The following is a 20,036-nucleotide window of genomic DNA, read 5'->3' as shown; positions in this document are numbered from 1 at the left end:
CCGGCCCCGTGCAGAAGGGGTGCCGCCGTTCCGCCACCGGCACGGCCCGCCGGCAAGGGCGGGTCTGGGTTTCGCACCGCTCGCTTGACCCCCGCCCCGCCCCCTCCGCATATGGCGCCCATGCTCTTCCGGCCGCCCCGCGCGCGAATTCCCGGCCCGGTCCTCCCCTGAGGGCCGGGAAAAGACCGCCGCGCCCGCCCCTTCGCCGCGCCCCCTGCCCCGGGGCCGCGCGGCCCGAGACCCCGGACCACCCATGACCGACGCCCCCGCCGAAACCGCTCGCGACTACCGCGGTACTGTCTTCCTGCCGAAGACCCCCTTCCCCATGCGCGGGGACCTGCCGAAGCGCGAGCCCGCGACGCTCGCTCGCTGGAAGGCCCAGGACCTGCGCGGGCAGCTCCGCGAGCGCTCCCGCGGGCTGACGAAGTTCGTGCTGCACGACGGCCCGCCCTACGCGAACGGCCCGCTGCATATCGGTCACGCCCTGAACAAGATCCTGAAGGACGTGATCAACCGCGCCGCCCAGATGTCCGGCAAGGACGCCGACTACGTCCCCGGCTGGGACTGCCACGGCCTGCCGATCGAGTGGAAGGTCGAGGAGGAGTACCGCGCGAAGAAGCGGGACAAGGACAGCGTCCCCGTCCTCGAGTTCCGCTCCGAGTGCCGCGAATACGCCCGCCACTGGCTCGGCATCCAGTCCGCCGAGTTCCAGCGCCTGGGCGTGCTCGGCGACTGGGAGGGGCGCTACGCCACCATGGACTTCACCTCCGAGGCGGTGATCGCCGAGGAGATCGGGCGCTTCCTGATGAACGGCTCGCTCTACCGCGGCCTGCGCCCGGTGATGTGGAGCCCGGTCGAGAAGACCGCGCTGGCGGATGCCGAGATCGAGTACCACGACGTCACCAGCCCGACGCTGCACGCCGCCTTCCCGGTGGTGAAGCCCTCCCTGCCCGACCTCCAGGGCGCGCGGGTGGTGATCTGGACCACCACGCCCTGGACCATCCCCGCCAACCGCGCCGTCGCCTATGGCGAGGAGATCGACTACGCGCTGGTGCATGTGGACGGCATCGCGGAGGGATCGCTGCTCGCCACGGGCGACGACCTGCTGATCGCCCTTCCCCTGCTTCCCGCCTTCGAGAAGGAGGCGGGACTTGCCGCGCACTCCCTCAAGCGCGTCTTCAAGGGCAGCGAGCTGGCCGGTACGGTCCTCGCCCATCCCCTGCGCGGCTGGGCGCCCGGCGAGGGCGCCTATGACCACGACGTGCCGCTGCTGGCCGGCGACTTCGTCACGGCCGAGACCGGCACGGGATTCGTCCACATCGCCCCCAGCCACGGCGAGGACGACTTCGCCCTCGGCCGCGCCAACGGCCTGCCCGTGCCCGAGATGGTCGGCGACGACGGCACCTACACCGTCCAGGCCATGGGCTTCACGGGCATCCATGTCTTCAAGGCGCAGGACGCCGTCTGGGCCGCGCTGGAGACGATGGGCACGCTGGCCGCGAAGGGCAGCCTGCGCCACAGCTACCCGCATTCCTGGCGCAGCAAGAAGCCGGTGATCTTCCGCGCGACGCCCCAGTGGTTCATCGCCATGGACGATGACAATCAGATCCGCACGAAGGCGCTGGAGGCGATCGCCAACACGCATTTCGTGCCCGACCAGGGCCGCAATCGCATCGGCTCCATGGTCGCCGCGCGGCCGGACTGGTGCATCTCCCGCCAGCGCGCCTGGGGCGTGCCGATCGCCGTCTTCGTCGAGAAGCGGAGCGGCGAGCCGCTGCGCGACCACAACGTGATGGAGCGCATCCTCGCTGCCTTCCGCGAGGAAGGGGCCGATGCCTGGTACAAGCCCGGCGCCGCCGCGCGCTTCCTCGGCAACGAGCGGAACCCCGACGACTACGAGCAGGTGATGGACATCGTGGACGTGTGGTTCGAGAGCGGCTCGACCCACGCCTTCGCCCTGCCCGACCACGGGCTGCCCTTTCCGGCCGACCTCTACCTCGAGGGCACGGACCAGCACCGCGGCTGGTTCCACTCCTCGCTGCTGGAATCCATCGGCACGCGGGACATGGCGCCCTTCAAGGCGATCCTGACGCATGGCTTCGTGCTGGACGAGTCCGGGCGGAAGATGTCGAAGTCCCTCGGCAACGTCACCGCCCCGCAGGAGGTGATGAAGGACTACGGCGCCGATATCCTGCGCCTCTGGGTGATGAATTCCGACTTCGCGGACGACCTGCGGATCGGCAAGACCATCCTCGGCCAGCAGGCGGAGCTGTACCGGCGCATCCGCAACACGCTGCGCTGGCTGCTCGGCAACCTCGATGGCTTCACCGAGGAGGAGCGCGTCGATTACGCCGAGCTGCCGGAGCTGGAGCGCTACATCCTGCACCGCGTCGCCACCATCGACGCCCGCCTGCGCCGCGCCGCTGCCGACTACGACTGGTCGGGCGTGATGCCGGAGATCCACAACTTCTGCGCCTCCGACCTCTCGGCCTTCCTCTTCGACATCCGCAAGGACAGCCTCTACTGCGACCGCGCGGACGATCCGCGCCGGCGCGCCGCGCGCACGGTGATCGACGTGCTGCACCGCTGCCTCTGCACCTGGCTCGCCCCCGTGCTGGTGTTCACGGCGGAGGAAGCCTGGCTCGCCCGCTTCGGCGAAGCGGCTGATAGCGTGCACATGCAAACCTTCTTCGACGTGCCCGCGGAGTGGCGGGACAACGCGCTGGCGGATCGCTGGGCCCGCGTGCGCGCGGTGCGCGGCCTCGTCACGGGCGCGCTGGAGAAGGCACGGGCGGCCGGCACCATCGGCAGTTCCCTCCAGGCCGCGCCCGAGCTCTTCCTCGGCGCCGCGGGGGCCGATCTCGCGGACCTGCCCTGGGCGGAGCTCTGCATCACCTCCGACCTCTCCCTCCGCGACACCCCGCCGGAGGGCGAGGGCGTGGAGACCGAGGCCGAGGCCGCCGTGCGCTTCGCCCCCGCCCCCGGCGCCAAATGCGACCGCTGCTGGCGCGTCCTGCCAGAGGTCGGCCGCAGCGCCGCCCATCCCACGCTCTGCCTGCGCTGCGATGGGGCGGTTACCTGATGGCCGCGCTCAACCTGCGGCGGGGGCTGCTGCTCGCCCTCGTCATCCTGATCGCCGACCAGGCGAGCAAGTGGTGGATCCTGGAGGTCTTCGACCTTCCCACCCACCGCAGCGTGGAGATCTTCACCGCGGGGCCGGTCGGCATGAACCTGACCATGGTCTGGAACCGCGGCGTCACCTTCGGCCTGCTCTCGGGCAGCGCGCCCTGGCACGGCTGGGCCCTGGCGGCGCTGGCCGCCGTCATCGCCGCCTTCCTCATCCGCTGGATGACGCGCGCCGAGACGCGCCGCACGGCGCTCGCCCTCGGCGCCATCGTCGGCGGCGCGATCGGCAACGTCATCGACCGGCTGCGCTTCGGCGGCGTGGTCGACTTCATCGACGCGCATGGCTGGGGCTGGCACTGGTACGTCTTCAACGTGGCGGACGCGGCCATCGTGCTCGGCGTGGCCGTGCTGCTGGTGGAAGCCCTAACCGGCCGCCCGGCCACCCCGGACACGCCCCGCAAGGCCGCCTGACGGAACGGGGTTCGGGCTCCCTGTTCCCGCGCCCCTCCCTCCCCTGCTAGAAGGCGGATGCCATGAACCCCAGACCCCTCCTCCTGGCCCCGCTGCTGCTGCTGGCCGCCTGTGGCGGCGACACGGCCCGCACGCTCGGCCTCACGCGCGACGCCCCGGACGAGTTCCAGGTCATCACCCGCGCGCCCCTCTCCATCCCGCCGAGCATCGGCGACCTGCCGCCTCCGCGCCCCGGCGCCCAGCGCCCGCAGGAAATGTCGGCGAGGGAGCGCGGCGAGACGACGCTCGCCCCCGCCACCATCACCGGCGGCGGCCGCCAGGACCGCCCCTCCGGCGCGGAAGCCGCGCTGGTCGCCCAGGCCTCCCGCGCCGCCGGCAACCAGGCGGGCAACAACATACGCCGCCAAGTGGACGAGGAGAGCCTCCGGCTCGACCGCCCGCAGCAGAACGTGGTGGAGCGCCTCATGTTCTGGCAGGACGCGCCGCGGCCCGGCACCGTCCTCGACCCCCAGAAGGAGGCGCAGCGCCTGCGGGAGAACTCGGCCCTCGGCCGCTCCCCGGAAGAGGGCGACACGCCGATCATCCAGCGCCGCCAGCGCGGCATCCTGGACGGGCTGCTCTGATGCGGGCGGCCGGGGCCGTTTTTCACGCGCCCCGGCCACTCCCGCCAGCGCCGCCAACCCCCACATGCCAGGAATGCCTCCCCTGACCCGTCGCGCTGCGCTGGCCACCGCAGCCGCTGCGCAGGCCGCCTTGGCCACCCGCGCCCCGGCCCAGACCCCTGCCGCGGCGGCCCTGCCCGCCCCGGCCCCCATTCCCGCCGACCGCCCGCTCTTCGGTGCCCGTCTCTGGACGCTCCCGAACGGGCTGCGCGTTGCGCATGTCCGCACCCGCGGGGCGCCGGTGGTCGCGCACTACCTCTTCTACGGCGTCGGCGCGGGGGATGACCCCGCGGGCAAGTCCGGCCTGGCCCATTTCCTCGAGCACATGATGTTCAAGGGCAGCGCGCATGTGGCGGACGGCGAGTTCTCCCGCCGCGTCGCGCGGGAGGGCGGGCAGGACAACGCCTTCACCTCGCGCGACGTGACGGCCTATCACCAGACGGTGGAGGCCACGCGCCTCGCCCTCGTCGCCTCCATGGAGGCCGACCGCCTGCGCGCCCCCCTCTACCCCGAGGCGACGGTGGAGCCCGAGCGCGCGGTGGTGCTGGAGGAGCGGCGCCAGCGCACCGACAGCTCCCCCCGCGCCCGGTTCCGCGAGGCCTTCGACGCCGCCATGTGGGGCCGCCAGCATTGGCGTGGCCGACCGATCATCGGTTGGGAAGAGGAGATCCGCGCCCTCACCCGCGACGACATGCTCGAATTCCACCGCCGCTGGTACACGCCCGCGAACGCCGTGCTGGTGGTCGCCGGCGCCGTGGACGAGGAGGCGCTGCGCCGCGTGGTGGAGAGCGAGTACGCGGGCGCCGAAGGCGCGCCCGCCACGCCCCGCCGCCGCGCCGAGCCGCCGCCCGCCCCGTTGGAGGGCCGGCTGGTGCGCAACGACCCCGGCGTGCGGGAGGCGCAGATGCTCCGCGCCTGGATCGCCCCCACCCAAACTTGGGGCCGGGACGAGGCGGACAAGGCGCACGGCCTGCCGCTGGAGGTCCTGGCGCACCTGCTGGGCGGCGGCCCGGGCTCGCGCCTGCACCGCGCCCTGGTGGAGGGTGGTCTCGCGGTCGGCGCCGGCGCCGGCTACGACAGCGACGAGCTGGGTGCCTCCTCCTTCGGCATCTTCGCGACGCCGCGCGGCGATACCACGCCCGCCAAGGTGGAGGCCGCGGTGGAGGACGAGATCGCCCGCCTGCTCGATGCTGGCGTGACGGCGGAGGAGGTGGCGCGCAGCCAGCGCCAGCTCACCGCTGGCGCCTTCCTCTCGCTCGATGGCCTTGGCGCCGCGCCGCGCCTGCTGGGCAGCGCGTTGGCTATCGGCCTGCCCGCCGATGCCGTGGAGCACTGGCCCGCCCAGATCCGCGCCGTGACGCCCGAGGCGGTGATGGCCGCGGCCCGCGCCGTCTTCACCCATCCCTCAATGACTGGCTGGCTGCTGCCCGAGGGCACCCGCGCACCATGAGCGGCACCATTCCCAGCGGCTTCACCCTCCCCGTGCAGGTGGTGGAGGCGGCCGGCGTGACCGCCTGGCTGGCCGAGGACCACGCGGTCCCCGTCATCTCACTCTCCTTCTCTGTCCCCGGCGGCGCCTCCCTGGATCCGGAGGGCCGGGAGGGCGCGGCCGCCCTCGCCGCCGCCCTGCTGACTGAGGGTGCCGGCGACCTCACCGCGCCCGCCTTCCAGGACGCGCTGCGCGACGCCGCCATCTCGATCTCCTTCTCGGCCGACCGCGACGAGTTCTCGGGCAATTTCCGCTGCCTGACCGATGCGCTGCCTGAGGCCGCCCGCCTTGCCCGCCTCGCTCTTTCCGCCCCGCGCATGGAGGGGCCGGATGTCGAGCGGTTGCGCGCCCGCGCGATCGCCGGCGCGCGGCAGGCGTTGGAAAGCCCCCGCGGCCAAGCCGGGCGCGCCTTCTGGTCCACGGCCCTGCCCGGTCCCTTCGGCCATCCGCCGGGCGGCACCGCGGAGACCATCGCCGCCCTGCCCGCCGAGGTGCTGCGCGGCGTGCCCGCCCGCCAGTTCCGCCGCGGCGGCCTTCTCATCGCCGCTTCCGGCGCCATCACCGCGTCGAACCTGCGGGATCTGATGGAAACCCTCTTCGGCGACTGGCCGGCCGAGGCGCCGGCGGCCCTGCCTGCCCTGCCCCCCTTCTCCGCCCGCGGCGTGCAGGTGGTGGGCATGGACAGCCCGCAGTCCAGCGCGGTCTTCGGCCAGCCCGGTCTCGCCGTTGACGACCCCGACTGGGAGGCGGCCGGCGTGGTCATGCGCGTGCTCGGCGGCGGCGGCTTCTCCTCCCGGCTAATGAAGGCGGTGCGGGTGGAGCGCGGCCTTGCCTACGGCATCGGCGCGGGCCCGGAACCCGTGGCGGGCCGCAGCCTCATCGTCGGCTCGGTGGCCACCGAGAACGCGCGCATGGCCGAGACCATCTCGGTGCTGCGCGGCGAATGGGCCCGCATGGCCGCCTCCGGCCCCACCGAGGCGGAGCGCGAGGAGGCGATCGCCTATCTCACCGGCAGCCAGCCCCTCTCCTTCACCTCCACCCGGCAGGTGGCCGGCATCCTCCTCGCCCTGCAGCGGAACAATCGCCCGCTGGACTGGCTGGCCAACCGCCCGGCCCGCCTCGCGGCCCTCTCCCGGGACCGGCTTGCAGAGGTGGCGGCGCGCGTGCTGCGGCCGGATGATCTGGCCGTGACGGTGGCGGGGCGGCCGGTCGGGCTTTAGGCGGGCCCGGCGCCCCAAAGAGGGCTCCGCCCTCCGGGCGAACGCGCAGCGTTCGTCCCGCTCCGGACCTCACCCGCCAAGGGCCTGAGGCCCCTGGACCCCCATCTGGCTGCGCGGGACCTTCCTGACGGTGCAGTTGCCTCGGGTCCACGACCCGAGGCGCACCGGCTGAAAAAAATTTCAAACAGATAGAAAAAGATGAGAGGGGGCCTGGGGGAGAGAATTCGTTCTCTCCCCCAGAGTCACCAGCACCACCCGCTCAGATCGTCAGAGTCCCCGCCTTCGCCGCCGCATAGCGTTCGGAGACCTTGTTCCAGTCCACCACATTCCACCAGTTGGCCAGGTATTCCGGCCGGCGGTTCTGGTATTTCAGGTAGTAGGCGTGTTCCCACACGTCGTTGCCGAACAGCACGCGCTCGCCCTCAAAGAGAGGCGTGTCCTGGTTCGGACGAGTGGTGATCGCAAGCTTGCCGTCGCGGGCGACGGTCACGAAGACCCAGCCGCTGCCAAAGCGCGAGGCACCGGCCGCGTTGAAGTCAGCCTTCATCTTGTCGAAACCGCCGAGGTCGCGGGTCACGGCCTCGCCCAGTTCGCCGCCCGGGCTGCCGCCCTTCCCGCCCATGATCGGCCAGAACATGCTGTGGTTCGCGTGGCCACCGCCGTTGTTGCGCACGGCGGTGCGGATGCCTTCCGGCACCTCATTCAGCTTCGAGAGCAGCACCTCCAGCGGCATGGCGGCAAGCTGGCCGTGGTCCTTCAGCGCGTTGTTGAGATTGGTGACATAGGCCCGGTGATGCAGGTCGTGGTGGATCTGCATCGTCTGCGCGTCGATGGAGGGCTCGTTCGCCGAGGCCGCGTAGGGCAGCGGCGGCAGGCTGAAGGGGCCGGAGGCTGCCGGGGCCTGGGCGCGCACACCCCGCGTCATCGCGGAGGCGGCGAGGAAGGGCAGCGCGGCCAGGACGGCACGGCGAGGGGTCGAGATCACGGCGCGGGTTCCCTGATGGAGGCGCGGCGTCGCGCCTACGCGATTAAGCCGCCGTCATCCGCGCGGTTGCCAAGCGTGCCCGAGCCCTCATCCCCTTCCGTTCCACTCCGCGGACGCGAAAGGAGGGCAACGCCCAGCAGCGCGACGACCGGCAGCAGCGCGAGCGCCGGCGCCGCAACGGCGGGCGCGCCGGTGTCGAGCAGGGCGGCGACCGTGCTCTCGCCGAGCGAGAGGGCGAAGGACAGCGCGGCGCCCGTGGCGAGGGCGGCGCGGAAGCGGGGCCGCTCGACCGTCCGGACAACGAGGTCCGGCGGCGCGCCGCAGGCCCAGGCGGCACGAAGCAGCGCAGGGTCGATCCGGTCCAGCGTGCCGATGACGACGGCGGCAACGAGGGGCGCCGCGATCAGCGCGTGCCAGAGCGCGGCGGCCGGAAGCGCGAGCCCCGTCTCCCCCGCCACAAGCCGCAGCGCCGCCCCGGCCAGCACGGGCGGGAGGAGCGGCGGCAGGGCGATCAGCGCCAGGGCCGCGCCCCGGCCGGAGAAGCGCGAGCGCAGGCCGAGGCCGGCGGCGCCGCCCAGGGCCGTGGCGGCCAGCGAGGCGGCGATGCCGACCAGCAACGCGCCCAGGGGAGAAGCCGGCCCGCCCCAGGCCTCGCCGACGAGGAGCAGGAGAAGGAGCGGGGCGAGCGCCGCCGCCAGCACTGCCGCGCCGAAGACCCGGCTCATGCCGGTGCTCCCCGGCGCGGGCGGAGGAGCGCGGCCGTCAGCATCGCCGCCAGGAGCGCCGGGAGGAGGAGCCAAGTGGCCAGCGCCCCGGCCTCCGCCCAGTGCCCCGCCCGCGCGGCGGCGGCGAGGTTGGTGGCGGCGAGCCCGCCCTTCCCCAGCAGGGCGGACGGCAGGGCCAGCACGCCGAGCGCCTGAGTGAAGACAAGGGCGCAGCCCGCCACCACCCCGCGCCGGGCAAGCGGCAGGTGAACGCGGCGGAACACCAGCCAGGGCCGCGCCCCGAGCGCCGCCGCAGCGCGCGGCAGCCGCGTTCCCGCGTGGCGAAGGGAGATCGCGATCGGCAGCGCCATCAGCGGCAGCAGCCCAAGCACGAGGGCGACGAGGAAGGCGAGCGGCCCCGCGGCGATGCTGGACCAGCCCATAGCCCGCGCTCCCTCCCCGGCCAGAAAGGGGAGGGCCGTGGCGGCGGCGAGCAGCGCGGCCCGGGCGGGCGGCGCCTCGGCGATCCAGCGCGCGAGCGGCCAGGCGAGGACGAGGCAGCCGATCGTCGCCAGCGCCGCCGCGCCGATGCCGCCGGCAAGCGCCGCGCGGGCCTCGGGGCTGTGGGGGCTGCCCTCGAAACCGCCCGATGCCGTGCGGCGCAGGCCGAGGGCGGCGAGGAGGTAGAAGCCCGAGGCGTCGCCTCCCGCCTGCCGCAGCACGGCCCAGCTCTCCGGCTCGCTCCAGGCGGGATCGGCGACGAGGACCGAGACGGCGCGGACGGCGCGCGTCTCCGCAGTTCGGGTGGCGGTGCTGGAGAGGACCTCGTTCATCCCCGGCAGGTCGGCCGAGAGGCGGGCGGTGGCACGGGCCATCAGGGCAGCGCCCGGCGCGCCGGCGGCGCGGAGCGCGGCGAGATCGACGGCAAGGGCCTCGAAGGCCCCGTCATCGGGCAGGCCCGCGCCGTCCCAGTGGCGCAGCGCGGCGGCGGTGCGCGGCAGGGCCGGCCTCACCTCCGTCTCGATGACCGATTGCGTCAGGAGGGCGCCGAGCGGCACCACCGCGCCCAGGAGGACGAGCAGCACGAGGGGCATGGCCAGCATGGCCGCGGTGAAGGGGTCACGCTTCAAGGGGATCTCGCTTTCCGAGGAAGTTGGCGCGTCAGGCCGCGAGCCAGGCCTGGAAGCGGCGCTCCAGCCGGTCGAGGTGGAGGCGCCAGAAGGCGTCGTCGATCCGGAGCGCGTCGCGGGTATTGTCGGGCGCGGTGGGCAGGTTGGCCAGCACGTCGTCGGGCAGCCCGTCCTCCGCCCCGCGGGCGGTGACGCCGTAGGGGATGCGTGGCGGCAGCCCGGCCTGGATCGCGGGGTCGCCCACGAAGCGGAGGAAGGCGAGCGCCCGCTCCCGGTTCGGGCTGCCGCGCATGATCGCCCAGCTGTCCTGCGCGATGAGCTGCCCCGCCCAGACGGTGCCGAGATCCGCCGCGTCGTCGCGGTTCGCGACGTCGATGCGGCCGTTGTAGGAGACCGCCATTGCCGCCTCCCCGGCCGCGAGCAGCCGCGGCGGCTCGCTGCCCTGGTCCCACCAGCGCAGCACGGGGCGGATCGTCCCCAGCCGGCGGAAGGCGCGGTCCACCCCCGTGGCCGTGGCCAGGGCCGGGTAGACGGCCGCCGGCGCCACGCCATCCGAGAGAAGGGCGATCTCGAGCGTCGTCTTCGCACCCCGGCGCATGGCGCGAGGGCCGGGGAAGCGGCCGGTGTCGAAGAAATCCGCCCAGCCCTCGGGCACGAGGTCACTGCGGCGATAGGCGAGAACGAAGCCGTAGAGGATGGTACCCACGCCGCAGCGGCTGAGCGTGCCGGGGATGTAGCGCTCGGCGCCACCCACCTGCTCCGGGCGGATCGGCTCCAGCAGCCCCTCCTCGCAGCCGAGCTCCAGCTCGTCGCCCTCCACCTGCACGAGGTCCCAGCGCGCGGTTGCCTGACGGTCGCGCAGTACCTCCATGCCACCGTCCCAGGTCTCCTCGAGCAGGCGCTGGCCCGTCGCGCGCTGGAAGGGGCGGAACATCACCTCCCGCTGCGCATCCTGGTAGGCGCCGCCCCAGGAGACGACGGTGAGGTCCCGCGCCTGCGCGCGCGCGCGCCCGGCGGCGAGCATCGCCGGGAGGAGAGGAGGGGCGGACACGAGCAGCCTGCGCGTGATGGGGCGCATCATGGCGTCCTTTGGCCCGATCGGATCTGCAGCGCAGCATAGAACCTAACCGCGGGGCGCGGCACCCGTCCTGGCGATTCCATTGCGCGGTTTTGGCGCGCGGTGTCGCCGCGCTCTGGCCTCAGGCCGCGTAGACGCGCGCCGCCGCCAGGTCCCAGGCGATGGAGGCCTCCTCGCCCGGCTCAGGCAGGGGCAGGCCGAGCGGGCGGTGGCAGACCAGCTCGCCCCCCTCCCCGATCAGCAGCCGCAGGCGGAGGTGGTCGCCGGCGAAGCGCGTCTCCAGCAGCCGGGCGGCGACGGCGTCTCCGCCCATCTCCTCGGGCGGCACCGGGGCCACGGCCACGCGCTCGGGCCGGATCACGAGGGTGCAGCGGCCACCCGCCACCGGGGCCGCCGCCCCGCGCACGGGCGTGCCGACGCCTTGCAAGCCGCAGTCGAGGCGGACGAGGCAGCCCCCGCTCTCCAGCGAGAGGACGCGGCCGGGCAGGCGGTTGCAGGGGCCGGTCAGGGCGGCCACCCCCGGGTCGATGGGGGCCTCGTACAGCTCGCGCGGCGTGCCCGCCTGCCGCACGCGCCCGCCCTCCATCACCGCCACGCGGTCCGAGAGGGAGAGGGCGAGGGCGGAGTCGCCGGTGGCGTGCAGCACGGTCAGGCTCAGCTCGTCCCGCAGCCGCAGCAGATCGGCCGCGAGCGCCGCCCGCTCCTCGCCGTCCACCGCGCTCAGCGGATCGTCGAGCAGCAGAAGGGCGGGCTCATGGACGAGGGCGCGCGCCAGGGCGACACGAAGCCGCCGCCCGGGCGGCAGCGTGGCCGGCAGGGCGGGAAAGAGCGTGGCCGGCACGTCCCAGCGGCCCAGCATGGCGCTGGCGCGCTCCTCCCGCTCCGGGCGCGCGACGCCGCGCGCCTCCAGCGGGAAGGCGGCGTTGGCGAGGACCGTCATGTCGGGGAAGAGGTCCGGCTGGGAGGAGACGAGGCCGATGTCGCGCTGCCAGGGCGGAAGGCGGGTGACCGGTTCCCCCTTCATCATCACCTGCCCCCCGGCGGCGGGTGCGAAGCCGGCGACGATCTCGATCAGCGCGCCGCCTCCCGCATCGGCAGCGCCGAGCAGCGTGACGATCTCCCCCCGCGCCAAGGCCAGGTCCACTCCGGCGGAAGAAGGGGCGGCATCGCCGCGCGCGGGTCGCCGCACCCCCTCCAGCGAGAGGACGGGCATCGCCATGACGGCGGGCGTCGCGGGCAGCGGCGTGGCGCGCGCGGCCTCGCCGGCGAACACCGTTCCCTCCGTCCCGTAGCTCACCACTCGCCGCGCCATGGGGGCCCTCCCGCGCGGGCAGCCATCGCGGGGTGGGGCGGCGGTGTCAACCGGTCTCGGTGGTCCAGGGTCGCAGGCCCGGGCCGCTTGCCGTCCGGCAGGGCGGCGGCTAGGCGGGAGAGGGCAGCAGCGGAGAGTCCGGGATGGAGGGGGTAGAGCCGAGCGTGGTGGCGCGCGTGGAGGGCCGGGCCGGCACCATCCTGATGAACCGCCCCCGCGCGCTGAACGCGCTGGACGGGGAGATGATCGGGCGGCTGGCCGAGGCCGCCGCGCGCTTCGCGGAGGACCCCGCCGTCGATCTCGTGATCCTCGAGGGCGCGGGCGGCCGCGCCTTCTGCGCGGGCGGCGACGTGCGCGCCATCCGCGCGGCGGCGCTCGCGGGCGATGCCGGGACGGTGGAGCGCTTCTTCGCCGGGGAATACACGCTCAACCGCCGCATCGCCGAGTATCCCAAGCCCTGGATCAGCCTCATCGACGGAGTCTGCATGGGTGGGGGCATCGGCGTCTCCGTCCATGGCAGCCACCGCGTGGTGACCGAGCACGCCCTGCTGGCGATGCCGGAGACCGCTATCGCGCTCTTCCCCGATGTCGGTACCTCCTACGTGCTGCCGCGCCTGCCCGGCACGCCCGGCGCCATGGGCCGGTGGCTTGCCCTGACCGGCGCGCGCCTGCGCGGCGCGGAGGCGGTGGAAGCGGGGCTGGCCACGCACCACGTCCCGCGCGAGCGCCTGCCCGCGCTGCGCGAGGCGCTGCTTTCGGGCGATGCCAGCGTCGTCGAGCGCCACGCCGCCGCCGTGCCGCCCGGCGCGGTGGAGGCGGCGCGGGCCGCGGTCGAGTTCGCCTTCGCGCCCGGCGACCTCTCCTCCATCATGGCTGTCCTGACCGCCCAGGGCACCGACTGGGCACGCGCGCAGCTCGAGGTGCTGCACCGGATGTCCCCGACATCGCTCCTTGTCACGCTGGAGCTGCTGCGGCGCGGCGCGACGATGGACCTGCCGGCCTGCCTGGCGATGGAACTCGCCCTCACCCGCGCCGTGACGCGCCACCCGGACTTCGCCGAGGGCGTGCGCGCCGTGCTGGTGGACAAGGACAACACGCCGCGCTGGTCACCGCCCGCGATCGCCGATGTGGACCCGGCGGCGGTGCTCGCGATGTTCGGAGGGTGATCACCCTCTCCACCTTCCGCCGCCTCGAGCAGGCCAGCGGCTGGCTGTTCGACCGGCTGGGCGGTGAGTACCGCTGCCGCGGGCTCCGCTTCTCCGTCCCGGCGGAGCTGACCCGGCGCGGCTTCCGCGGGCGCTTCCTCCTCGGCCTCTACGAGCTGCCGGAGCGGCGGCTGCTGCGCCACCTGCCGGCGGATGCCACCCTGCTGGACCTCGGCGGCTGTCTCGGGGTCGTCTCCTGCCTCGCGAACCGGCGGCTGCGGGATCCGGCGCGCCACGTCGTTGTAGAGGCGAACCCAGCGCTGCTCCCCGTGCTGGCGCACAACCGGAACCGCAACGGGGCACACTTCAGCATTCTGCACGGCATGGCCGGCGGCAGCGGGTGCTTCTGGCCAGGCGGCAACATCGTCGCTGGAAGCGCGCACCGGCCGCGCGGCACCCCACTTTCCGTCCCGGTGCTGAACCTCGACGAGGTCGAGGCGCGGCACGGGGTGGCCTTCGATGCCTACCTGATCGACATCGAGGGCGGAGAGGCGGAGTTCATGGCGGCACAGGCGGCGCGCATCGCCCGAGCGCGCTTCGTGCTCGTCGAATTCCATCCGTCCTTCATCGGCAAGCCGGCCTGCGACGCCGCCCGGCAACAACTGGCCGCCGCCGGGCTGGTGCGCCGCGGCCGCGTGTTCGACGCCGAGGCCTGGATCCGGCCGGGCTCCTGACTTCGGCGCGGTGCGGCAAGGATGCCACAAGGGGCGCCAGCACCCGGCCTAGTCCTGGCCGAGCAGCCCGCGTCGCAACCCCGCGCTCCCCGCCCCGGGTCCGATGAAGCTCGACAGCATCATCCGGCCCTGCTGCCCGGTGACGGTCACGGGCGGCTCGCCGGCATAGGCAATCTCCGCACGGTCGGGCAGGAAGAGCCAGTCCTCTACCTGGCCCGACGGCAGGTCGCGCAGGCGGGCGCGGAAGGCGGGCGGCATCTCGCAGCCGCAGCCGTCCTGGAAGCCCTCCTCCCAACCCTCCACGAGCCTGCTCTTCGGCACAGGCACGGAATAGCGCAGCCGAAGCAGCTTCGCGCCGCCCGAGGCGAGGATGACCTCCGCGTCGCTGCTCCGACGCTCAAGGTAGAGCCATCCGCGGAGCACCTCGATCAGGAGGAAGCGGCGCACCCCCGTGCCGTTCAGCACGAGGCGCCGGCCTGCCACCTGGACCTCTTGAGGGGCCTCCTGCGCGAGGGCGGGCCCGGCCGCCAACAGCGGCAGCGCGGCGAGCGACCGGCGCGGCACGGAACCTGCCTGGAAGCGGCGGACGGCGGAACCCACCGCCCCCTCCGTTACACCTTCCGGGAGACCGTCCTTCGCCATGCCGCTCATCCTCTCACGCCGCGCCCTCGCGGGTCTTGCCGCCGGCACCACGACCGTGGCCCTCTCCGCCCCGCGCGTGCTGCGGGCCCAGGAACGGGCGCGCGTCCGCCTCGTGCTCAACTTCGGCGTAGATGGGTCCACCGCGCCGTTCTACCACGCCGAGGCGTGCGGCTACTTCCGCGAGGCCGGGCTGGACGTGCAGATCGACCCCTCCAACGGCTCGGGCGATGCCATCACGCGGGTGGCCAGCGGCACCTACCAGTTCGGGGTGGGCGACCTCTCCACCCTTACGGAATTCGCCTCCCGCCAGCCGGAGAACTCGCCGCGCGCGGTGATGGTGCTGCAGAACCGATCTCCCCAGGCGGTGATCAGCCTCAAATCCGCGGGGATCAACACGCCACGCGACCTCGAGGGGAAGGCGATCGGCAACGGCGTGTCGGACGGCGCCTCCCGCATGTTCCCGGCCTTCCTCAAGATCAACGGGGTGGACGAGGCGAAGGTGACGCGCCGGCAGGTGACGGCGCAGCTGCGCGACCAGATGCTGCTGACCCGCCAGGTCGCGGGCGTGACGGGCTTCGACTACACGACCTTCTTCAACATCAAGGCCAACGGCACGCGGCTGGAGGACGTGAACTTCCTCTCCTACGCCGACCACGGGATCGACAGCTACGGCAACTCCATCCTCGCGGGCCAGTCAGTGATCCGGGAGCAACCGGACGTGGTGCGGCGCTTCCTCCTCGCCGCCACGCGGTCCTGGCGGGAGTCGCTCGCCGATCCGAAGACGACCGCCTCGACCATTGCCGCCCAGTCCCAGCTCGTGGACCTCGCGCTCGAGACGGAGCGCCTGACCTGGCTGGCCCAGCGCCAGATCCTCACCCCCGCCACCCGCGCCCGCGGCATCGGGGACGTGGAGCCGGCGCGGCTGGCGGAAACCATCAGCACCGTCGCCAGCGGCTTCGGCCTCGCCCGCGTGCCGGCGCCGGAGGAGGTCTATGACGGCCGCTTCCTTCCTCCTCAGGAGGCGCGGATGCCCCTCGCCTGAGGTGGACAGGTCGGCGGAGGCATGGCTGGCAGCCCTCCTGGCCGCCGATCCCTGGCGGATGCGCCTCCTGCGCGCCGTGGCCGCGCTGGATCTGCCCGATGGCTGGATCGGCGCCGGCTTCGTGCGCGACGCCGCCTGGGACGCGCTGCACGGCCACCCGCCCGCGCCCAATCCCGGCGACGTGGACGTGGTCTGGTTCGACGCCTCCTCGCCCCTCGCCGAGGAGGACCGCGCCATCGAGGCCCGCCTGCGCGCGGCGGAGCCCGGCGTGCCATGGTCCGTGACGAACCAGGCCCGCATGCACGCCCGCAACGGCGACAGTCCCTACCGCAACACCGCCGATGCCCTGCGGCACTGGCCGGAAACGGCCACAGCCGTCGTCGCACGCTGGGACGGCAGGGGCGTGGCGGTGCTGGCGCCGCTCGGGCTGGATGACCTGCTCGGCGGTGTGATCCGGCCGGGGCCGCGCTTCATGGGCGAGAAGCGGGCGATCATGGAGGAACGTTTGGCCAGCAAAGGCTGGCGGCAGCGCTGGCCGCTGCTGCGGATGGGCTGATGCGGCGCTCGTGCCTCCGGGGGAGAGAAGGATTTCTCTCCCCCAGCCCCCTCTCATCTTTTTTCTATCTCTTTGAGGGACTTCTACGGCCGGTGCGCCTCGGGTCGTCGACCCGAGACGACTGCTCGGACAGGAAGGGCGTCAGGGAACAGAACTACCCGGGATCATCGCGTCCGCGCAGCCAGACGGGGATCCAAGGGCCTCAGGCTCTTGGCGGGTGAGGTCTGGAGAGAGTGGGGCCCTCTCCAGGGGCCAAGGGCGCAATCAGTCGGCCGGCGCGGCGGCCGTCACGCGCGCGCGGGGCGCCACCTGTGGCACGAGCAGGGCGAGAAGCAGCGTGATCACCGCCGTGGCCAGCACCGCCCAGAAGGTCAGGTGGAGCGATCCTTCCAAGGCCGCCCGCACGGTGCCGTCGATGGTGGTGGTGGCACCTCCGTGCTCGAGCAGCCGGCGGATGTCGTCGTAGTCCACGTCGCCGCCGTGGCGGGCGAGGCCGATGTTCAGCACGCCGCCGAGCACCGCCGCTCCGAGGGCGCTGCCGAGGTTGCGCGAGAAGACGTTCGAGGCCGTGGAGGCCCCGCGCTCGGACCAGCCCACGCTCTCCTGGACGATGACGATGGCGGAGACGCTGAGGAAGCCCATGCCGAGCCCCATGACGAGCGAGCCGGCACCGGCGAACCAGGGGGAGGAGCCGGGGCCGAGCAGCACGAAGGTCACCGCCCCCGCCGGCACCAGCACGGCGCCGAGCAGCAGGCAGGCGCGCAGCCCGAAGCGGCCGAAGGCGCGGGCCGCGATGGTGGCGCCCAGCGGCCAGCCGAAGACCATCACCGTCAGCGTGAAGCCGGCGACGAGGGCGGAGCGGCCGAGCACGGCCTGCACGTACATCGGCAGGAAGGTGGTCAGGCCGATGATGGCCATGCCGCTGAACAGGACGGTGGCGTTGGAGGTGGCGATCGGGCGGCGCAGCCAGAGGCGGATGTCCAGCACCGGGTCCGCCGCGCGGCGCTCCTGCCAGAGGAAGGCCGCGGCGCAGGCGATGCCGCCGAGCAGGGACGCGATGGAGAGGGCGCTGCCGGGATCGTTCGTCGCCACCATCAGCCCCGCGACCGCGAGGGTGAGGAGGAGGGCGCCCGCCACGTCCACCGGGCGGCCTTCCTGCGGCACCGCTTCGTGCAGGAAGCGCCAGAAGCCGGCGGCGGCGAGCAGGCCGATCGGGATGTTCATCCAGAAGATCCAGGCCCAGCTCGTCCGGCCGATGATGATGCCGCCCACCAGCGGCCCCGCGACGGAGGAGATGCCCCAGACGCTGGCGAGCCAGCCCTGGATCCGTCCGCGCTCCTCGATGGAGTAGAGGTCCCCCACCACCGTGAGCGAGACGGGCTGGATCGCCCCTGCGCCCACGCCCTGCACGAGCCGGAAGGCAATGAGCGATGGGATGGACCAGGCGAAGCCGCAGAGGAGGGAACCGAGAAGGAAGATCCCGATGCCCCAGAGCATCACCGGCCGCCGCCCATGGCTGTCGGCGAGCTTGCCGAAGACCATCGTCGTCGCGGTCTGCGCCAGCAGGAAGGAGGCGAAAACCCAGGAGTAGAGGTGGAGGTCGCCGAGCTGCCCCGCGATCTGCGGCATGGCGGTGGAGACGATGGTTGCCTCGATCGCGATCATGAACATCGAGGCCATGACCGAGGCCAGGACCAGCGGACGGCGCAACTTGGGCGGATTGGGCATGGCCGCGGGTTAAACCTGCTCGGGCGCGGGGGGAACGGGGCGCCGCGTCACCTTCGGGGGAGGCTGCCGCGCGCCTAGTTCCGTCGCCGCCGCTCCGCCGCCTCAGCCCGGCGCATGTCCACGAAAACCGCGTAGTCCTCGTGCTTCGTCGGCACCCAGCCGACGGCGCTGCCGCGCTCCACGGCCTTGTGGATGTCGGGATGGGCGCTGGGCAGGGCGAGGTGGAAGTCCACCATGTCCTTCTTGAACGCCGCCGGCAGGTCGGAGCGCACCACGATCGGGCCGTTCTGGATCGGGCGGGAACGCCAGATGACGCGGATGTCCTTCATGTCCAGCAGCCCCTTCTCGACGGCCGCCGTGAGCACGCCGCGGGAGAAGCCGCGGCTCTCCTCCCCCTGGCCGGAGGACCAGCAGACGCCGGCGTCGTACTGCTTCTGAAGCACGGCCACGAGCGCCTGGTCGTGCCCGCCCGCGAAGCCCGTGCGGGAGAAGAACCCCCCCGGCTCCGGGTTGATGCCGGCCGCCCGCAGCTCGGCGCGGGGGATCAGGTAGCCCGAGGCCGAGTTGGGATCGGACCAGGCCATCGACTTTCCGCGCATGTCCTCCAGCTTCGTGATGCCGGAATCGGCGCGGGCATACATCAGCGCGACGTAGCTCGTGCTGCCGTCCGGCTCCTTCGTGACGAGGATCGGCTCCACCCCGCCATTCGTATCCAGCCAGACGCCGGCATAGGCGGCCGGCGACATGTTGGCGATCTCGAGCGTCTTCGCCGCGAAGGCCTGCTGCACGCCGGAATAGTCGGAGGCGAAGAACATCCGCGTGGGAACGCCGAAGGTGTCCTCGAAGAGCTTGCGATAGGCCTCGTAGCGGCCGAGCCGGTCGCTCTCCGATTCGCCGCCGAGGACGCCCAGGCGGATCCCCGGCACCTGCGCGGCCCAGGCCCGCTTCCCCGGCGCGGGCATCGCCGGGGCCGCCTGGGCGCGGGCACGCGCGGCGGGCAGGAAGGGCAGCAGGCTTCCGGCAGCGACCAGGTGGCGGCGGCGGATCATGAGGCGGCTCCGGGCTTCGGTCTCGGCACCAGCGTGTCACGCCGGCGCGCCATCCTCCAAGACCCCGCCGGTTGCGCCCCATCGGTTGCGCCCAGTCGGTTGCGCAAGGAGCGCCGGCCGACCACCCTGGCGCCATGGCAAGGCGGCAGGACGGCGCGCCGGGGAAGGAGGCACGACACGCCGCCATTCTCCAGGCGCTCAACACGGACCCCACGGTGCGGATCAGCGCCCTCGCGGCGCGATTCGGCGTCTCCGGCGAGACGGTGCGGCGGGACGTGGAGGAGCTCTCGGCGAAGGGCGCGGTGCGGCGCACCTATGGCGGCGCCTCGGTCACCCATGCGGGCGTGCAGCCCGACCTTCTGGCGCGAGAAGCCATGGCAGGGCCGGAGCGCGCGCGGATCGGCGCCGCCGCCGCCGCCCTGGTGGAACCCGGCGCGGTGCTGATGGTGGATGCGGGCAGCACCACCGCCCGCTTCGCCCAGGCGCTCGCAGGGCGAGGGATCGCCGCCACCGTCCTGACCAACAGCCTGCCCGTGGCCGCCGCCACCGGGGAGGCCGCGGGCATGCGCGTGCTGGTGGCGCCCGGCGAGTTCCTGGCGGCCGAGCGCGCCCTCTACGGGCACGAGACCGACGCCTTCCTCCGCCGCTTCAGCGCGGATATCGCTCTCATCGGCGCCTCCGGCCTCGTGGCCGAGGGCCCGACGGATGCCGAGAGCCGCGCCGCCTGGGTCAAGCGCGCCATGCTGGAGCGCGCGCCCCGCCGGGTGCTGCTGCTCGATTCCGGCAAGTTCGGGCGCGGCTACATCGAGCGCGTGGCCGATCTCTCGGTGCTGACCGACCTGGTGACGGACGCGCCCCCTCCCCCGCCCCTGGCCACCGCCCTCGCCCGGGCTGGAGTCGTGGTGCATGTCGCGAAAGATGTTTGACCCTCCACATCATTGAGTGACATCCTCCACATCAACA

18 protein-coding genes are annotated in these 20,036 nt (G+C 73.4%); 10 read left to right on the top strand and 8 right to left on the bottom strand.

Annotated features, from left to right (window positions below; all coding sequences use genetic code 11):
- Positions 1-253 precede the first annotated feature (253 nt).
- The 5 genes from ileS (at position 254) to D9599_RS08825 (ending at position 6,968) form a co-directional block, all read left to right on the top strand.
- Positions 254-3,082, top strand: coding sequence for an isoleucine--tRNA ligase (gene ileS, locus D9599_RS08845; protein ID WP_198380852.1), 2,829 nt, complete (start codon positions 254-256; stop codon positions 3,080-3,082).
- Positions 3,082-3,597 carry a signal peptidase II gene (lspA, locus tag D9599_RS08840; protein ID WP_198380851.1) on the top strand — a complete coding sequence of 172 codons (516 nt, stop codon included), beginning with the start codon at positions 3,082-3,084 and terminating at the stop codon, positions 3,595-3,597. Before ileS ends, lspA begins: the two co-directional genes overlap by 1 nt.
- A 62-nt stretch (positions 3,598-3,659) precedes the next feature.
- Complete coding sequence (locus D9599_RS08835) at positions 3,660-4,220, top strand: DUF3035 domain-containing protein (protein WP_198380850.1); 561 nt, start codon at positions 3,660-3,662, stop codon at positions 4,218-4,220.
- A gap of 130 nt (positions 4,221-4,350) precedes the next feature.
- Complete coding sequence (locus D9599_RS08830; RefSeq protein WP_232480280.1) at positions 4,351-5,709, top strand: pitrilysin family protein; 1,359 nt, start codon at positions 4,351-4,353, stop codon at positions 5,707-5,709.
- Positions 5,706-6,968, top strand: a complete 1,263-nt coding sequence (locus D9599_RS08825; RefSeq protein ID WP_198380848.1) for a pitrilysin family protein — start codon at positions 5,706-5,708, stop codon at positions 6,966-6,968. Before D9599_RS08830 ends, D9599_RS08825 begins: the two co-directional genes overlap by 4 nt.
- A 259-nt stretch (positions 6,969-7,227) precedes the next feature.
- Here D9599_RS08825 and D9599_RS08820 read toward each other — a convergent pair whose 3' ends face one another.
- The 5 genes from D9599_RS08820 to D9599_RS08800 form a co-directional block, all read right to left on the bottom strand.
- Positions 7,228-7,893 (bottom strand): superoxide dismutase, encoded by a 666-nt coding sequence (locus tag D9599_RS08820; protein ID WP_198380871.1) that lies wholly within the window; start codon positions 7,891-7,893, stop codon positions 7,228-7,230.
- Positions 7,894-7,988: 95 nt separating this feature from the next.
- Positions 7,989-8,678, bottom strand: a complete 690-nt coding sequence (locus D9599_RS08815; RefSeq protein ID WP_198380847.1) for a hypothetical protein — start codon at positions 8,676-8,678, stop codon at positions 7,989-7,991.
- On the bottom strand, positions 8,675-9,787 hold the full coding sequence (locus tag D9599_RS08810; RefSeq protein WP_198380846.1) for an ABC transporter permease subunit: 1,113 nt from the start codon (positions 9,785-9,787) through the stop codon (positions 8,675-8,677). The genes D9599_RS08815 and D9599_RS08810 overlap by 4 nt, the downstream gene beginning before the upstream one ends.
- A 31-nt stretch (positions 9,788-9,818) precedes the next feature.
- A complete protein-coding gene (locus D9599_RS08805; RefSeq protein ID WP_309228584.1) occupies positions 9,819-10,868 on the bottom strand; it encodes an ABC transporter substrate-binding protein in 1,050 nt (349 codons plus the stop codon).
- A 118-nt stretch (positions 10,869-10,986) separates the two neighbouring features.
- Complete coding sequence (locus tag D9599_RS08800) at positions 10,987-12,177, bottom strand: ABC transporter ATP-binding protein (RefSeq protein WP_198380845.1); 1,191 nt, start codon at positions 12,175-12,177, stop codon at positions 10,987-10,989.
- A gap of 143 nt (positions 12,178-12,320) precedes the next feature.
- Between D9599_RS08800 and D9599_RS08795 the strand changes: the two genes are divergently transcribed.
- Together D9599_RS08795 and D9599_RS08790 are read left to right on the top strand one after the other, a co-directional pair.
- Complete coding sequence (locus tag D9599_RS08795) at positions 12,321-13,343, top strand: enoyl-CoA hydratase/isomerase family protein (protein ID WP_198380844.1); 1,023 nt, start codon at positions 12,321-12,323, stop codon at positions 13,341-13,343.
- The gene (locus D9599_RS08790; protein ID WP_198380843.1) at positions 13,340-14,056 is read left to right on the top strand and encodes an FkbM family methyltransferase; all 717 of its coding nucleotides are present in this window, start codon (positions 13,340-13,342) and stop codon (positions 14,054-14,056) included. The genes D9599_RS08795 and D9599_RS08790 overlap by 4 nt, the downstream gene beginning before the upstream one ends.
- A 48-nt stretch (positions 14,057-14,104) precedes the next feature.
- Here D9599_RS08790 and D9599_RS08785 read toward each other — a convergent pair whose 3' ends face one another.
- A complete protein-coding gene (locus tag D9599_RS08785; RefSeq protein WP_198380842.1) occupies positions 14,105-14,698 on the bottom strand; it encodes a chalcone isomerase family protein in 594 nt (197 codons plus the stop codon).
- Here D9599_RS08785 and D9599_RS08780 point away from each other — a divergent pair.
- Together D9599_RS08780 and D9599_RS08775 are read left to right on the top strand one after the other, a co-directional pair.
- Entirely contained in the window at positions 14,697-15,740 is a 1,044-nt protein-coding gene (locus D9599_RS08780; protein ID WP_198380841.1) for an ABC transporter substrate-binding protein, read from the top strand. The genes D9599_RS08785 and D9599_RS08780 overlap by 2 nt on opposite strands.
- A 1-nt stretch (position 15,741) precedes the next feature.
- Positions 15,742-16,296, top strand: a complete 555-nt coding sequence (locus D9599_RS08775; RefSeq protein WP_309228583.1) for a nucleotidyltransferase family protein — start codon at positions 15,742-15,744, stop codon at positions 16,294-16,296.
- A gap of 264 nt (positions 16,297-16,560) precedes the next feature.
- Here the strand turns inward: D9599_RS08775 and D9599_RS08770 are convergent, their stop codons facing one another.
- Together D9599_RS08770 and phnD are read right to left on the bottom strand one after the other, a co-directional pair.
- Positions 16,561-18,024, bottom strand: a complete 1,464-nt coding sequence (locus D9599_RS08770; protein ID WP_198380839.1) for an MDR family MFS transporter — start codon at positions 18,022-18,024, stop codon at positions 16,561-16,563.
- Between the two features lie 74 nt (positions 18,025-18,098).
- Complete coding sequence (gene phnD, locus D9599_RS08765; RefSeq protein ID WP_198380838.1) at positions 18,099-19,073, bottom strand: phosphate/phosphite/phosphonate ABC transporter substrate-binding protein; 975 nt, start codon at positions 19,071-19,073, stop codon at positions 18,099-18,101.
- A gap of 71 nt (positions 19,074-19,144) precedes the next feature.
- On the opposite strand from phnD, the gene D9599_RS08760 reads away from it, so the two are divergent.
- Positions 19,145-19,999 (top strand): DeoR/GlpR family DNA-binding transcription regulator, encoded by an 855-nt coding sequence (locus tag D9599_RS08760; protein WP_232480279.1) that lies wholly within the window; start codon positions 19,145-19,147, stop codon positions 19,997-19,999.
- Positions 20,000-20,036: the final 37 nt, after the last annotated feature.

This window comes from Roseomonas sp. KE2513 (assembly GCF_016107305.1).
Lineage (GTDB): Bacteria > Pseudomonadota > Alphaproteobacteria > Acetobacterales > Acetobacteraceae > Roseomonas.
This window is presented reverse-complemented; position numbering and strand designations above follow the sequence as displayed.

Bases quoted from the DNA above. Each gene is read 5' to 3' on its own strand.
- ileS (WP_198380852.1), top strand. From the start codon at position 254: ATGACCGACGCCCCCGCCGAAACCGCTCGCGACTACCGCGGTACTGTC.
- lspA (WP_198380851.1), top strand. From the start codon at position 3,082: ATGGCCGCGCTCAACCTGCGGCGGGGGCTGCTGCTCGCCCTCGTCATC.
- D9599_RS08835 (WP_198380850.1), top strand. From the start codon at position 3,660: ATGAACCCCAGACCCCTCCTCCTGGCCCCGCTGCTGCTGCTGGCCGCC.
- D9599_RS08825 (WP_198380848.1), top strand. From the start codon at position 5,706: ATGAGCGGCACCATTCCCAGCGGCTTCACCCTCCCCGTGCAGGTGGTG.
- D9599_RS08820 (WP_198380871.1), bottom strand. From the start codon at position 7,893: ATGACGCGGGGTGTGCGCGCCCAGGCCCCGGCAGCCTCCGGCCCCTTC.
- D9599_RS08815 (WP_198380847.1), bottom strand. From the start codon at position 8,678: ATGAGCCGGGTCTTCGGCGCGGCAGTGCTGGCGGCGGCGCTCGCCCCG.
- D9599_RS08805 (WP_309228584.1), bottom strand. From the start codon at position 10,868: ATGATGCGCCCCATCACGCGCAGGCTGCTCGTGTCCGCCCCTCCTCTC.
- D9599_RS08800 (WP_198380845.1), bottom strand. From the start codon at position 12,177: ATGGCGCGGCGAGTGGTGAGCTACGGGACGGAGGGAACGGTGTTCGCC.
- D9599_RS08795 (WP_198380844.1), top strand. From the start codon at position 12,321: ATGGAGGGGGTAGAGCCGAGCGTGGTGGCGCGCGTGGAGGGCCGGGCC.
- D9599_RS08780 (WP_198380841.1), top strand. From the start codon at position 14,697: ATGCCGCTCATCCTCTCACGCCGCGCCCTCGCGGGTCTTGCCGCCGGC.
- D9599_RS08785 (WP_198380842.1), bottom strand. From the start codon at position 14,698: ATGGCGAAGGACGGTCTCCCGGAAGGTGTAACGGAGGGGGCGGTGGGT.
- D9599_RS08770 (WP_198380839.1), bottom strand. From the start codon at position 18,024: ATGCCCAATCCGCCCAAGTTGCGCCGTCCGCTGGTCCTGGCCTCGGTC.
- phnD (WP_198380838.1), bottom strand. From the start codon at position 19,073: ATGATCCGCCGCCGCCACCTGGTCGCTGCCGGAAGCCTGCTGCCCTTC.